Annotated in this window: 15 protein-coding genes; 2 read left to right on the top strand and 13 right to left on the bottom strand. The window is 48.0% G+C overall.

The features are described from left to right. Positions 1 to 88: 88 nt before the first annotated feature. From B4V02_RS10000 to B4V02_RS09945, 12 genes are all read right to left on the bottom strand, one after another. The gene (locus B4V02_RS10000) at positions 89 to 847 is read right to left on the bottom strand and encodes a SpoIIIAH-like family protein (RefSeq protein ID WP_007430930.1); all 759 of its coding nucleotides are present in this window, start codon (positions 845 to 847) and stop codon (positions 89 to 91) included. Positions 848 to 908: 61 nt separating this feature from the next. Continuing rightward, the gene (gene spoIIIAG, locus B4V02_RS09995) at positions 909 to 1550 is read right to left on the bottom strand and encodes a stage III sporulation protein AG (RefSeq protein WP_094154661.1); all 642 of its coding nucleotides are present in this window, start codon (positions 1548 to 1550) and stop codon (positions 909 to 911) included. A gap of 16 nt (positions 1551 to 1566) precedes the next feature. After that, entirely contained in the window at positions 1567 to 2337 is a 771-nt protein-coding gene (gene spoIIIAF / locus B4V02_RS09990; RefSeq protein WP_094154660.1) for a stage III sporulation protein AF, read from the bottom strand. A gap of 38 nt (positions 2338 to 2375) precedes the next feature. Then, entirely contained in the window at positions 2376 to 3566 is a 1191-nt protein-coding gene (gene spoIIIAE / locus B4V02_RS09985; RefSeq protein WP_007430933.1) for a stage III sporulation protein AE, read from the bottom strand. Positions 3567 to 3578: 12 nt separating this feature from the next. Further along, positions 3579 to 3968, bottom strand: coding sequence for a stage III sporulation protein AD (spoIIIAD, locus tag B4V02_RS09980; protein WP_007430934.1), 390 nt, complete (start codon positions 3966 to 3968; stop codon positions 3579 to 3581). An 8-nt stretch (positions 3969 to 3976) separates the two neighbouring features. Beyond that, positions 3977 to 4180, bottom strand: coding sequence for a stage III sporulation protein AC (spoIIIAC, locus tag B4V02_RS09975; protein ID WP_010345636.1), 204 nt, complete (start codon positions 4178 to 4180; stop codon positions 3977 to 3979). A 12-nt stretch (positions 4181 to 4192) separates the two neighbouring features. Further along, on the bottom strand, positions 4193 to 4711 hold the full coding sequence (gene spoIIIAB / locus B4V02_RS09970) for a stage III sporulation protein SpoIIIAB (protein ID WP_010345634.1): 519 nt from the start codon (positions 4709 to 4711) through the stop codon (positions 4193 to 4195). After that, entirely contained in the window at positions 4704 to 5699 is a 996-nt protein-coding gene (gene spoIIIAA, locus B4V02_RS09965; protein WP_094154659.1) for a stage III sporulation protein AA, read from the bottom strand. Before spoIIIAA ends, spoIIIAB begins: the two co-directional genes overlap by 8 nt. 335 nt (positions 5700 to 6034) lie before the next feature. Next, positions 6035 to 7288, bottom strand: a complete 1254-nt coding sequence (locus tag B4V02_RS09960; protein WP_007430938.1) for an aspartate kinase — start codon at positions 7286 to 7288, stop codon at positions 6035 to 6037. A 199-nt stretch (positions 7289 to 7487) separates the two neighbouring features. Further along, positions 7488 to 8045 carry an elongation factor P gene (efp, locus tag B4V02_RS09955; RefSeq protein ID WP_007430939.1) on the bottom strand — a complete coding sequence of 186 codons (558 nt, stop codon included), beginning with the start codon at positions 8043 to 8045 and terminating at the stop codon, positions 7488 to 7490. Positions 8046 to 8078: 33 nt separating this feature from the next. Then, positions 8079 to 9152, bottom strand: a complete 1074-nt coding sequence (locus B4V02_RS09950; RefSeq protein ID WP_007430940.1) for a M24 family metallopeptidase — start codon at positions 9150 to 9152, stop codon at positions 8079 to 8081. A gap of 81 nt (positions 9153 to 9233) precedes the next feature. Beyond that, positions 9234 to 9818 (bottom strand): YqhR family membrane protein, encoded by a 585-nt coding sequence (locus B4V02_RS09945; RefSeq protein ID WP_094154658.1) that lies wholly within the window; start codon positions 9816 to 9818, stop codon positions 9234 to 9236. Positions 9819 to 10680: 862 nt separating this feature from the next. Between B4V02_RS09945 and B4V02_RS09940 the strand changes: the two genes are divergently transcribed. Together B4V02_RS09940 and B4V02_RS09935 are read left to right on the top strand one after the other, a co-directional pair. Next, complete coding sequence (locus tag B4V02_RS09940; RefSeq protein ID WP_094154657.1) at positions 10681 to 11673, top strand: DUF1385 domain-containing protein; 993 nt, start codon at positions 10681 to 10683, stop codon at positions 11671 to 11673. Positions 11674 to 11680: 7 nt separating this feature from the next. Further along, positions 11681 to 12001 carry a hypothetical protein gene (locus B4V02_RS09935; protein WP_094154656.1) on the top strand — a complete coding sequence of 107 codons (321 nt, stop codon included), beginning with the start codon at positions 11681 to 11683 and terminating at the stop codon, positions 11999 to 12001. A 114-nt stretch (positions 12002 to 12115) separates the two neighbouring features. On the opposite strand, the gene B4V02_RS09930 is transcribed toward B4V02_RS09935, so the two are convergent. After that, complete coding sequence (locus B4V02_RS09930) at positions 12116 to 13105, bottom strand: patatin-like phospholipase family protein (RefSeq protein ID WP_007430944.1); 990 nt, start codon at positions 13103 to 13105, stop codon at positions 12116 to 12118. Between the last annotated feature and the right edge of the window lie 9 nt (positions 13106 to 13114).

The following is a 13114-nucleotide window of genomic DNA, read 5'->3' as shown; positions in this document are numbered from 1 at the left end:
AAACAGCTTTATGTATTATATCACAATCATTAAAAATAGAAAGAGCCCGGGAAAATGCAGAAATCCGGGCTTTTTCGCGATTTTTGTCTTATTGTGTAACATACTGCACGCTGATTTTGTCCTGCGTTACATTCAGTTCTTTCATGACTTTATCGACAATGGTTACCGCTTGTTTGGCGTCCAATTTCTCACTCAGAACAACTACTTTGTATTTATCAGCATCTTCCTCACGCACGACCGCATTGGCAAACTGCTGCTGAAGCTCTTCTTCAATTCCGGTAATTTTGGCCTGTTTATCTTCCAGCACATGCAATTCCTTTTGCGCCTCTGCAGCTTTCTTAGGTGTACTGTCGTTCATGGCTGTTGTTAGCTCGTCATTTTTCTTTTGATTTTCCACATCCCGTTCCAGCAAATAGTTATCAATCACCGCTGCTGCTGTAGGTTTGGCCTCTTGCTCTGTGGCCACTTGATCAAGTACCTGCTGGTCAGTTTTGGCGGTAGAGGTTGTTTTATCTTCACTTTTTGCGGTTGTGTCCGTCTTAGCTGCCGTGTCCTTATCGCCCTTTGAGGTCTCTGTTCCTGTGTCCGACTTCGTGGAAGAGGCTGCCGCATCGCCAGTGACTTCCCCATTCGTCACCACTTCATTCACTTTCAGCTCATTCAATTGCTCTTCTGCCTTCGAAGTTGCTTCCTGTGCGGTTCCCTGCTTATCCTTGCTCACTTGCTCACTGTCTGCCACTGGCGGGTTTGCCGGGCTTGAGTCCTCCGTAAACAAATAATACGCAGACAGCACGACCATTAAACTCAGCATGGACACCAGCCAAACGGTTTGTCTTTTATTATTCATGTTCCGTCCTCCATATTCATTAATGGTTAATATACTAGCTTCTTTGCCTGTGAATCCCATATTATCCCTGCTTGCGCGGCACAACTGAGATTTTGTAGGAAGGCACATTAAGCCCCTTCTGTACAGCATCAATAATGAGCTTCTTCACCGTAGGGTTTTCTGCCCCCATGGCCACAACGAGTACTCCCCTCACCTGCGGCTTTACTTTTTTGGTAACGATCGGGGTGTGCTGGCCTCCTGACGATTCATAGGTGACAATCTCTCCATCGCGTGTATATTGAGTGGTATGCCGTTGGCCGCCATTAGCATCCGTTTCGTTATTTTCTTCCTGCATATCCTTCACATTGCGCTGGACGATAACCTCTTCGGTGGAGTCTACGGTAACCATGACATCAACCGTTCCCACACCTACAATTTGCTCCAGCATCTGCTTCATATTGTCCTCAAAGACCTTCTCGATCCCGGCAAAAGAGCTCTTTTCCCCCGCTGTTGTCTCTAGTGCAGGCTCATTTTTCATCACGCCAGGCGGTTCACGCCCTACGTTTTCCGGGTCCACCTTTTTCACATTGACGAATGAGTTAAAAAGCATGATGGCTACGCCGATCAGACCTACAATAAGCAGCCAGCGAAACGAATTGAACCTTTTGGTTCCCTCCTCCCCTCCCCCCATCCATTTCTCCAGTTTTTTCATCCATTTGCCCATTTCTGCTCACCTCCTGTTACCATTCATGTGTTCCGTTCTGTGCAAGAAGTACTTGAACACTTTTGCTGTCGATTCCCCATTTTTCACGCAGCACCCCCGTGATTAAGCCAAAAGCTTGTGTGCTCGCTGCTGTTGCATCCTTAGCGATTTCATCAGAACTCCGGGGATTCGATTGCGTTCCCTCAGCTTGATCGGAAGCATTCGAAGGTGTTGGCTCTACGTGAATATGAACTGTCTTTTCAGCAACAGGCTCTACCATAATTGGCTTGGAATCCGCACCAGACGGTTCGTTCATGCTTTTCTTTTCATTTTCTGGCTGCTGCTCTGCTAATTTGACCACAACGGACTGAATGCCTGTTCCAGCCTTTAATCCCGATTCCTTCTGCTCAATTTGTGCCAATGTAACTTGAACCGACTGAATGGGTAATCCGGTATACTGCTCCAACTGGGCTTTCATTTCCTTGGCTACTTCTTGACCGGCCCATTGCATGGAGCTCTGCTCCTGCTGTTGCTTCAGCTTGTTGCCTTTTGCTAAAATCTCCTCCAATGTCGGTTCCCTCTGGTTCATCTCCGCCTGACGTTGAAGATCAAAGGCTCGCCCCAAAATCTCCGAGGGACTGGTGCTCAGCAGACGTACGACCGGAGAGAGCAGCGTCAGTAAAATAAGCAGGCTGAGTACGAGCTTGACATACCTTTCCATGGATCGGCTCGGTAAGATCATATCGACAAAAGAAGCCAGCAGCACAATCAGCACCAGTTCCTTAAGCCATCCTCCCAGCCAGGTCACGTCACTCCCCTCCCTCCCGTTGGATTGCGTGCATTGATTTACCTCATCATGACCGTCATATTGCCTGCTGCGAGCATTACAGTAATCGCAAGAAAGGACATCAAGCCCACTGCCGCCAGCGCTGCGAAAACATAAATCATGCTTTTGCCGATCGCATCCAGACATTCCACTATGGGCGTTTCTCCCAGAGGCTGCATGATTGCAGCAGTCACTTTATAAATGAGAGCCAGTGTCAGAATTTTGAGGGCAGGGAAAGCGCACAGGAATAAAATAATAATGACTCCCACCAGACCAATGGCATTTTTAACAAGCAACGAAGCCGAAATGACTGTATCTGTCGCATCCGTCAACGCTTTGCCAACCACCGGAACAAAGCTGCCCGTAATATATTTGGCTGTACGAATCGTTAATCCGTCCGTAACCGACGACGTCAAGCCCTGTACCGAAATGACTCCGAGGAAAATCGTCAGCAGCACCCCCAGCACCCCTACTCCAGCCTTTCGCAGCAGATCGGCTAACTGGGTCAGCTTGTATTTACCCGTAAGTGAGTTGACCAGATACAGCACGGCCGAGAAGAAGAGCAACGGGAAAACCAGCGTATGAATGACTATCCCGACCGTGTTAATCATAAAAACGATCAGCGGGTGGGTGACCGACACCGTGACGACGTTACCCATGGAGGCCAACATGGTAAACAGCAAGGGCAGCATTGCCATCATGAAGTGAATCATACTGTCAATAGCTTCTTTGGCATAACCAATGGCTACACTAAAACTGTTAATCGCCAGGATGATAATGACCATGTACACGATGGCGTAGGCGACTTTACTGACCTGCTTGCTTTCAAAAGCGCTTTGCAGCGTTTCCAGCACCATACTCATAATGCTGAGCATGACAATGGTGACGAGCAACTTGGCATTTACCCGGATTTCATGAATAAAAAAATCAACGATAGCGTTAAGTACACTCTTAATGCTAAATCCTTCACCACCCGGAAGAAGCATGTCCATGAAAGAAGGCATTTTCTGATCAGGGAAAAATCCGCCGTATTGCTGCATTAGCCCATCCCAATAGTGTTCAACCTCATCTTTTGGCATTTGCTCCGCCTGCTGTTTGATCCATTCGTTGGAAGGCGTATCTGCAAAGAGGACCGCAGCCGAGGCGCACCAGAGACATAGCAGCAAAACCGTAATGACTTTGAGATTCGGCATGCCCCCCAGCCTTTTCATGGCATCACCCCCTCAGGCGGGCATCAGCTTCAGAATCGTGTCAATAATAATGCTGATAATCGGGATGGCCAGCACCATAATAAGCACCTTTCCCGTAAGCTCAATTTTGGAGGCAATGCCGTCCTGCCCCGCATCCCGAACGATCTGCGCTCCAAATTCGGCGATATAAGCAATTCCGATAATTTTCAGTACCGTTTTAAAATAAATCATGTCCATACCTGAAGATCTGGCCAGTCGCTCCAGCACGGAAACTACGGATCCGATCTTGCCAATCAGCAGTAGGAAAATAACGACTCCCGCAGCGGTTGCAATTAAAAAGGCAAACATCGGCTTCTGTTCCTTAATGACCAAAATGAGGACTGTGGCAATGAGTGCAAATCCCACCACCTGAATGATTTCCATGTATCCACCTACTGAAAAAGAAAGATTGATTTGATCTCTTGCAGAAGGTTATCCAGCATTCGTACCACCATGAACAGCACCACAACAAAACCAATAACCGTTACCCAATGGGCCATGTCCTCCTTGCCCATTTGCTTAAGTACGGTATGAATCATGGCGATGATAATACCGATTCCGGCTATCTGGAAGATCGCGTTCACTTCTAAATTCATTCGAGCACCCCGCTAATAGATCAAAATGACGATCAATGCTCCGATCAGCAGTCCCAGGCTTCTGCTCATGCGCTCGTATCTCACCTGATCTGCCTGCGCCTGCGCTTCTTCATGGGATAACTGCTGGATCGTTAGCGCAATGTGCTTGATCTGGTCTTCACGGTCGCTGGTTCCGAGGCTGTAAGCAAGCTGCCGCATCGCCTCCTTCTCGGCCTGCTGCATAGAGGAACGGCTCCACGAATCTTCAATTGCTTTATGCAAGCTTTCTCTGGCGGTCAGGCCAAAAGAGGGGTGCATCCAGCGTGAGGCTTGTGTAAACAAGGTTCGCAGCGGCTCCCGCAGCGGCTCTCCTGTCTTGGCGAAAGCATCCGGCAGCGGGGACACTCCGTAGGAGACCTCGGTGGTCAGTCTTTGCAGCGCGAGAATTAGTTCCCTGATCTGCCGCGGCCTCATCGCAAACTGCCTTGCCCGCTGCCAGCCTGCCAGCGTAGCGGCTAATATAACCAACGCGGCTCCCAGCAGCTTAAGCATAGGATATGCCCCCATTCTGCCCATCTCCAGGCAATGTCAGCCTACGCTGCTTGGCATCTGCCAGCCGGAAGGAGACGCCCCGGCTCGTCCTCTCCAGCATGACATAGAGCTGAAATAGCTCCTGCCCTGCTGTTAGTCCGGCAAGAGCAGAACGGGTCGCCATTTCGGCTACATCACGGCCATGTGCAGAGGCAATGACTGCGATGCCCGCATGTAGTGCTTCACGCACCGCCTCGGCATCCTCTGGCCGCCCGATTTCATCGACAATGAGCACATCCGGTGACATCGAGCGAATCATCATCATCATGCCTTCTGCTTTTGGACATCCGTCCAATACATCGGTGCGAGGTCCGACATCAAATCCGGGGATCCCCTTGTGACTGCCGGCAATTTCAGAACGTTCGTCTATAATCCCTACCTTAAGTCCACTTCGTCGCCCCCCATTACTTCCCACCCCTCCGTAGCTTAGCTGCCGAGCCAAGTCTCTAAGCAGTGTCGTTTTGCCATGCTGAGGAGGAGATAAGATGAGGGTATGCCGGATTTTTCCGGACTTTTGATCCGCTACATAAGGCAATATCCGATCAGCTATACCGGGAATTGCCCGGGCAATTCTTACATTAAAGCTGCTTATATCCCTCAAGTGCTCCACTCGTCCCCTGCTAAGCACGGTTCTTCCCGCCAGCCCAATACGATGACCGCCTGGGATCGTAATAAAGCCTTTGCGCAGCTCCTCCTCCATGGTATACAGGGAATGATTGCTGATAAAATCCAGCAAACGGTGGGCATCCTCCCGGTTAGGCTTATAGGCTTCCACATGGTTCAAAGTCAGTCGACCCGCGGACGTTACAAAATGATGTTCACCATTCGTGTTAATTTCCAGCGGCCTTCCTTCCCGGACCCGAATTTCTTCCAGTTGCCTAAATACCGTTTCTGGAAGCTTTCCGAGTATACCGTGCAACGGTTCGGGAAATAACTCCAGCCATTCCATACCGATGCCGCCCCCTCACAGTTGTCCTTATTCTTTAAGACAAGTCTATGGCTGACTCTCGTTTTTTATGCCGAAAATATATCGAAAACCTAGTCGAGAATTTCACAGCTTCTATCAGCACGTAACAGGCCTTTTCTTCACTTGTTCAAGCTCCTTTGCTTCATTTCCAGAAATCAAAAAAAGGCACCTCAAAGCCTTGTCGGCAAAGAGATACCCTTGAGTAGAAAAGATAGATTTACAACAAAAAGAGGCTGCCCCACAGTCAGACTCATACTGTTGGACAACCTCTTAACCTACCACAATATTCTATGATTATAAAACTATAAGTAGCTTTATTAACGACGGTCCTTCGGTCCACCTACAAATGCTTGCTCCTCGGTATCCAGGTTGTACGCTGTGTGCAGCGCCTGAATAACCTCATGAAGCTTACCAGCCTCAATGACACACGATACTTTAATTTCAGATGTGCTGACCATTTTAATGCTAACGCCTTGTTCCGCCAACACAGAGAACATTTGCGCCGCAACCCCCGGATGGCTAACCATGCCTGCGCCCACAATAGATACTTTTACCAGATTTTCCTCAGACGTTACTTCACGATATGGAAGCTCTGTGCGAATTCCTTCCAGTGTCTTCAGTGCTGCCTCACGGTCTGTTAGAGCTACTGTAAAGGAGAAGTCTGCTTTACCCGCTTCAACCCCGCTCTGTACAATAATATCTACATCGATTTTGGCTGCCGCCAGTGTTCCGAATACTTTTGCGAGTACACCAGGGATATCGGCAACGCCCAAAATGCTGATTCTTGCTACATTTTTATCATATGCAATCCCACTGACTACAACGCCCTGCTCCATTACTGCATCCTCCTTTACGACCGTTCCTTCATTATGGTTAAAACTGGACCGCACAATCAATGGCACCCGATTATGTTTGGCATATTCTACCGCACGGGGATGCAATACAGCCGCACCCAGATTGGCTAATTCCAGCATTTCATCATACGAAATTTCTTTCAGCTTGCGAGCAACCTTCACGATCCGTGGGTCTGTAGAATAAATGCCGTCTACATCTGTGTAAATTTCGCATGCATCGGCCTGGATCGCTGCCGCCAGTGCAACCGCCGTCGTATCGGAACCTCCACGTCCCAGCGTCGTAATGTCTCCCTCGGCAGACATCCCCTGGAAACCAGCTACAACGACAATCTTGTTGCTGCTCAGTGCATCCAGCACACGCTGAGGCTGAATGTCCGTAATCCGTGCCCGACCAAAGTCAGATTCAGTACGGAAACCAGCTTGCCATCCCGTAAACGATACCGCCTCATGACCCAACTGCTGAATAGCCATTGACAATAATGCGATCGAAATTTGCTCGCCTGTTGTCATCAGCATATCCAACTCACGTGCAGGCAACTGCTCATTCAGCAATTTGGCCTGGTCAATCAGTTCGTCTGTCGTGTCTCCCATTGCGGAAACGACCACTACACATTGATGCCCTTCACTCTGTTTCTCAACAACGCGTTTTGCCACGCGTTTCATGCGTTCCGTATCACCGACGGAACTGCCTCCGAATTTCATGACATACAAAGACAACGATATTCACTCCCTCAGACTCAACAGTATGTAACCTTGAGATGGCACAACCGGCTCGAACGTGACATCCTGCGGCATAAACTTTAGTACAGTATAATACGAAAGTGCTATACGGAGCCAATGTTTTTTAATCATAAATCCTTATAAAAATATCCCCTGCCCTTAACAAGGACAGAGGACTCCAAAAACTGGAAAATAATTATGCGCGAGACATGTATTTGCCGTCACGAGTATCGATTAACAAAATGTCATCTTGGTTAATGAACAAAGGAACCTGAACATTCAGACCTGTTTCCAATTTAGCATTTTTGGTCGCGCCTGTAGCCGTATTGCCTTTAATACCCGGTTCGGTTTCGACTACTTTAAGCTCTACGCTCGTAGGCAAGTTAATCCCCAGAATTTCTCCGTTATAGCTGACAATATTTACATTCATATTTTCTTTCAGGAAGTTAAGCTCCCATTTCAGCTGATCGCTGGACAATGTGAACTGATCATACGTTTCGTTGTCCATGAATGTATGATCATCTGCACTTGCATAGAGGTAGGATACACCACGATTTTCGATTTGCGCACGACCAATTGTTTCACCCGCACGGAATGTACGTTCAACGGTGTTGCCGTTGCGCAAGTTTTTCAGCTTGGAGCGTACGAACGCTGCACCTTTACCTGGTTTTACGTGTTGGAAGTCCAGCACCGTAAAAATATCTCCGTCTACCTCGACGGTCAAACCTGTTTTAAAATCATTAACGTTAATCACTAAAATACCCCTCCTACAGGACTGTTATCGTTATTAAACGACCGTAAATTCTTTGCTTGAATGTGTTAATACTTTGATGCCGCTATCTGTAATAACGATATCATCCTCAATCCGCACGCCGCCCAACCCAGGTACATAAATACCCGGCTCGACCGTTACAACCATACCCGGCTCCAGAATATCGTCACTCGCCTTCGACAGACGTGTGGATTCATGCACTTCCATACCCAGACCATGACCTGTACTGTGCCCGAAATTGTCTCCATAGCCATGACTTGCAATGATATCGCGAGTCAGCGCATCCGCTTCTCGGCCAGTCATGCCAGGTTTAATATGTTCCAGAGCGTGAAGCTGCGCCTTGAGCACAATATCGTAGATTTCACGCAGCTGAGGCGATAAGTCCCCTTGCGTAGCGACTGTACGAGTCAGATCGGAGCAGTAGCCATCCAGCAATGCGCCAAAGTCAAACGTAATCAGTTCGCCCGCTTGTACCAACTTGGCACTGGCTACCCCATGAGGCAATGCCGAACGAACCCCGGATGCCACAATCGTGTCAAATGAAGAAGAGGTAGCTCCTTGCTTGCGCATGAAAAATTCCATTTCCAGATCCAGCTCACGCTCGCTGACACCCGGTTTGATGTAAGGTAAAATGTGTGCAAATGTGGCGTCCGCCAAATCCGCTGCCCGCTGCATTACTTCCAGCTCTTCTGCATCCTTGTACACCCGCAATTTCTCCACAATGCCTGACACCGGAACCAGCGTAAGAGGCGACAGATCTTCGCTGTAAGCTTTATGCGTAGCAACAGATACATCGTCTTGCTCGAAGCCTGTTTCACTGATCTGATGGGAGGACAGCAACTCTTTCACTGTTTCCATGACCTGCGCAGCGTGCTGCACCACCGTAAAACCTTTAGCTTGCTCGGTCGCCTGCGTCATATAACGAAAGTCGGTCAGCAGGTAGCTATGGGATTCCGTGATCAGCACATAACCCGCCGAACCTGTGAAGCCTGTCAAATATCGGCGGTTGACAGGGCTGGTAATCAGCATGGCACGCAGATTTTGCTCGCCCAGCGCCTGCCGCAGCTTTAACACCCGGTCATTCTTCATCCTTCATTCCGCTCCCCTCTGTCAAATAACCAAATGCTATTTTAACACAGGGGATAGGCGCTTGAGAAGTTTTTGTTACGTTCAATCCCCAGCTTTCTCAGGCTCGCGCTTTCTTTCATCCGTATACTCCACAGCAATCGTGTAGCCGATAAACAAGCCCCACAATAAAAACAAGCAAATTTCCGTATATATGGAATTCCATGTTAGCCGATGAGGCGGATTCATCATCCCGAGCTTGGGGCCGGTTAATACAAATAAAATAACCCACCAGACCAGACCGTAAACGATGCCGGGCATAGGTCCTTTAAATCGGCGGAGCATCAGTGTGTATACCAATGAAGCTATAACGGATAGTGCGATAAAAAACAGCAAGCCTACCAGATGCCCCGCCGTTGTTTTCATGAACGAATGCTTGAAAAATGGCTCTGCCAGAAAGCCAGGTGCTACTATCGTAAAATGCATCGTAAAAAATAGCCACCGCAGCAATCCCCAAAGTAAACCTGCAAAAAAACCAAGCTCCAGCGCAAAGGGAATGAGCGGCGTATGTATTTTGCCTGACTGTTGTCTGCCCCTACTACTGTTATGGTTATGGCTGCGTTGGTCCTGAGATTCACGAGACTGCTCCTGATTATGTCTCCCCTTCGGTACGGAGTAGGTTTCACTCATGTCGTTTGCTCCCCTTTCATGATGCTACACGTTGTGATGCGTTTGTATATCCGTTTTGCTAGGTAGTATGCTCCGAAGGGGTGAGTTTAACACTGACGTTAGTGAGTTCTTATTACATGAGGGGCAGGTGTGGCGAAGATTGGTGATGACTTGTACTGCGTGCATATATGGTCGCTACGCGAACGGATCATTCCTCCGATCGCTGTTGCCTCCAGATTTCTGATTTATACCCTCAAGGGTAGAAATCCGGAGGCAAAGGCGAACGCTGTCGCTTCTTCAGAACGATTCCGTTCTCTCCGCTGCTTTATGCGCTTGTGCCAACTTTTTCTTTGATGGGCTTAGTTAATAAACGTATTTACGTCCATTATTCAACACTCAAAAGCTCTGAGTCTAAAATTAGTTTTTTATACATACTTACGCTTAAAGGGGTAGTAATATCAGACTTTTCACAAATCTGATAAAGAAATTTAATACAGGGACACCGCTTTCGTAAATATTCCACAACCGAAATGCTTTAAATTCGGAAAAAGCTAAATGGGGCTATAGCCCCGCAACAAGCTTTTCATAGAGGTATAAAACACGATTTTACTCCCCCACCTAAAACAAATTGAGAGGGCGGGTAGCTGCGGAGGGATCGGATTCGTCCTGAAGAAGCGTTAGCGTTCGCCTTTATTCACGGATTTTAACCTCTACATCTTTTATTTAATCCAAAAAGTACGGGAATAACAGTGATCGGAAGGATGATCCGAGCTTGGAGCGGCCTTAATCCCACTTCTCGAATTTGCCCCAACTAGATATTCACTCCCAAATTCGATACAATATACAAAAAAGCACGTATCACGTATAAAGAGAGGTGAGTCGGTTGTCACAAGCATCGAAGCCTGTAAGTTACGGTGGCCAGGCAGTTATTGAAGGTGTCATGTTCGGCGGCAAGCGTGTCAATGTCACGGCAGTTCGCCGTAAAACCGGCGAAATCACATATTTGGAAGTACCGCGCAAGGAGCAATCCTGGGTATCCAAATTTCGTAAAATACCGTTGCTGCGAGGAATTGTAAGTATCATCGATTCCAGTGCCAAGGGTACCAAGCATTTAAATTATTCAGCTGATGCCTATGCAGATGATGAGCTCGATCCAGAAGAACGTGCAGAGCAAAAGAAAAAAGAAGAGTCCCGCTGGAGCCTGAGCATGATCATCGGTGTGGCGGCCGTCGGGATTATCTCCTTTTTGTTCGGCAAAATTGTGTTAACCCTCGTTCCGGTTGTCGTAGAGGACTTTCTGTTTGAAAATGTATTTCACAACCAGATTCTGCACAATCTCGCCGAAGGAGCTATTAAGCTAATTCTGTTGCTGGCTTATTTATGGGCTATTTCCCAAACTCCACTGATCAAGCGGTTGTTTCAATACCACGGTGCGGAGCATAAAGTAATTACTGCATTTGAAGCAGGAGAAGAATTAACGCCAGCCAACGTGCAAAAATATAGCCGACTGCATTACCGTTGCGGAAGCAGCTTCATTATGCTCACCGTGATTATCGGCGTACTCGTCTATTCCCTGTTTACGTACGATAGTCTGTGGGAGCGTATGGGACAACGGCTTCTGCTGCTTCCGATTGTGTTGGGCCTCTCTTTTGAATTCCTCAAGCTGACCAATGCCCTGCGGGAGATTCCGGTACTTCGTTATTTGGGCTACCCTGGCCTGTGGCTGCAACTGCTGACCACCAAAGAACCGACCGATGATCAAGTAGAGGTATCCATTGCTTCTTTTAAGCGAATGCTTGAATTGGATGCTGAGTTGGAAAATGCACCTGCAAAGGAGACCTTCAACAGCCCGGTTCTTGATCCTGTGAAAGGATGAGTAGATGATGAACAGACATGCGGTTATTTTCTGGCTTACCCTTGCTTTGGGTGCATATGGAATTGTGGATATGGTATGGAAAGGTAGCTTGGGCTTTCTCATGAGTTTACTGATTCCTGTCCTTGTTTTTACAGCTATTTTTCTGCTATACAAATACTTGCCGGGACGACGAAGCCGTTCTCCCAAAATCAAGCCCTCTGCGCGTACGATGGCCAAAACAGCCAACTCACGCAAGCAGCAGACTTCAAGCAAGCGCAAGGCGTATCCTTTTCATGTCATTGAAGGTTCTAAGGGCAAAAATGAAGAAGAGCAGCCTAAGTATCATTAGTCAGGCAAAGACTACGTATGATGCAGTAAAAGGAGCCACCCCCGTGTAATGAAATATGTCCATGGGAGCGGCTCCTTTTTTTACCTTCTAATCCAATTTAGCTGTTGGTAGCGATTACTTCATGGCGTACATTGTATTTTTCATCAATTGATACTTGCTGTACTGCTGTTGATAGGATGTAATGCTCCATTTGTGGAAAAAGGCTTCCCCTGCCTGCACACCGGAAGCATACAACAAATTGCTCTGCTCTGGAGAAATGTTGAATTGCGCGGTGCGGATACCCAACGTTGGGATTTTAATAGTCCGGTATCGGTTCTCCTGCTCGATATATCGTTCATCGTGCGCCGATAGCATCGTATCAAAAATAGCCTGCAGCATCGTCAATGGCCCCCGGATATAAGAAACCTTGGTTTCCGTCCCCGTTCTGCCCACCATCTGAAATCCTACCGTTGGAATCGTCTTGGCTTCACGTTCGTTCACAGGCTCATCAAATAGCCACAAAGGCAGATTGCTTAGCAATGCTCCATCAACAACAAAAACAAATTGTTGGGAAAAAGTTTTCCCTTTGGCAAGTGCAGAATCAAGTCTTAACATCACCGGATCAAAAAAATAAGGGATACTTGTGCTCATTCGAATGGCCTTGGCGACCTCCAGCGAAGAAGGGTTGATACCAAAACGTTTAATATCCTCAGGCAGTACCAAAATGCGGCCATTCGTGATGTCTGAAGCAATAATCCGCAGCTTGCCAGGGGGTAAATCCGCGAATGTACGGACTCCCTTGGCTCGCAACAGTTCACGTACCCAGTGCTCCAGTGCTTCCCCTGAGTAGAGCCCTTTTTTCAGGAAGATACGAGCAGCCGGCCCAATCCACTTGATGTTAAACACCGGAGAACGCCGCAACAACTTAACCAAGGGGGTCTTCTCAATCACGGCTTTCATTTCATCTGCCGAGTATCCTGCCGCCAATAAAGCAGCGACGATAGCTCCTGATGATGTGCCGGCTACACGATTGAATACAGTCCCATGCTCCTCCGCAGCCTTAACTGCACCCGCCAGCGATATACCCTTAACCCCTCCACCCTGGAACACAGCATTGATCAGCATAGATCAAAA

Source organism: Paenibacillus kribbensis (genome assembly GCF_002240415.1).
GTDB classification, from domain to species: Bacteria; Bacillota; Bacilli; order Paenibacillales; family Paenibacillaceae; genus Paenibacillus; species Paenibacillus kribbensis.
Note: the sequence above shows the minus strand (reverse complement) of the source record. Positions and strands in the feature narration are given on the sequence as shown.

What these genes read in the sequence shown, in the direction of transcription:
- B4V02_RS10000 (WP_007430930.1), bottom strand. Translation starts at nt 847, where the DNA reads ATGAATAATAAAAGACAAACCGTTTGGCTGGTGTCCATGCTGAGTTTA.
- spoIIIAG (WP_094154661.1), bottom strand. Translation starts at nt 1,550, where the DNA reads ATGGGCAAATGGATGAAAAAACTGGAGAAATGGATGGGGGGAGGGGAG.
- spoIIIAE (WP_007430933.1), bottom strand. Translation starts at nt 3,566, where the DNA reads ATGAAAAGGCTGGGGGGCATGCCGAATCTCAAAGTCATTACGGTTTTG.
- spoIIIAD (WP_007430934.1), bottom strand. Translation starts at nt 3,968, where the DNA reads ATGGAAATCATTCAGGTGGTGGGATTTGCACTCATTGCCACAGTCCTC.
- spoIIIAC (WP_010345636.1), bottom strand. Translation starts at nt 4,180, where the DNA reads ATGAATTTAGAAGTGAACGCGATCTTCCAGATAGCCGGAATCGGTATT.
- spoIIIAB (WP_010345634.1), bottom strand. Translation starts at nt 4,711, where the DNA reads ATGCTTAAGCTGCTGGGAGCCGCGTTGGTTATATTAGCCGCTACGCTG.
- spoIIIAA (WP_094154659.1), bottom strand. Translation starts at nt 5,699, where the DNA reads ATGGAATGGCTGGAGTTATTTCCCGAACCGTTGCACGGTATACTCGGA.
- B4V02_RS09950 (WP_007430940.1), bottom strand. Translation starts at nt 9,152, where the DNA reads ATGAAGAATGACCGGGTGTTAAAGCTGCGGCAGGCGCTGGGCGAGCAA.
- B4V02_RS09945 (WP_094154658.1), bottom strand. Translation starts at nt 9,818, where the DNA reads ATGAGTGAAACCTACTCCGTACCGAAGGGGAGACATAATCAGGAGCAG.
- B4V02_RS09935 (WP_094154656.1), top strand. Translation starts at nt 11,681, where the DNA reads ATGAACAGACATGCGGTTATTTTCTGGCTTACCCTTGCTTTGGGTGCA.
- B4V02_RS09930 (WP_007430944.1), bottom strand. Translation starts at nt 13,105, where the DNA reads ATGCTGATCAATGCTGTGTTCCAGGGTGGAGGGGTTAAGGGTATATCG.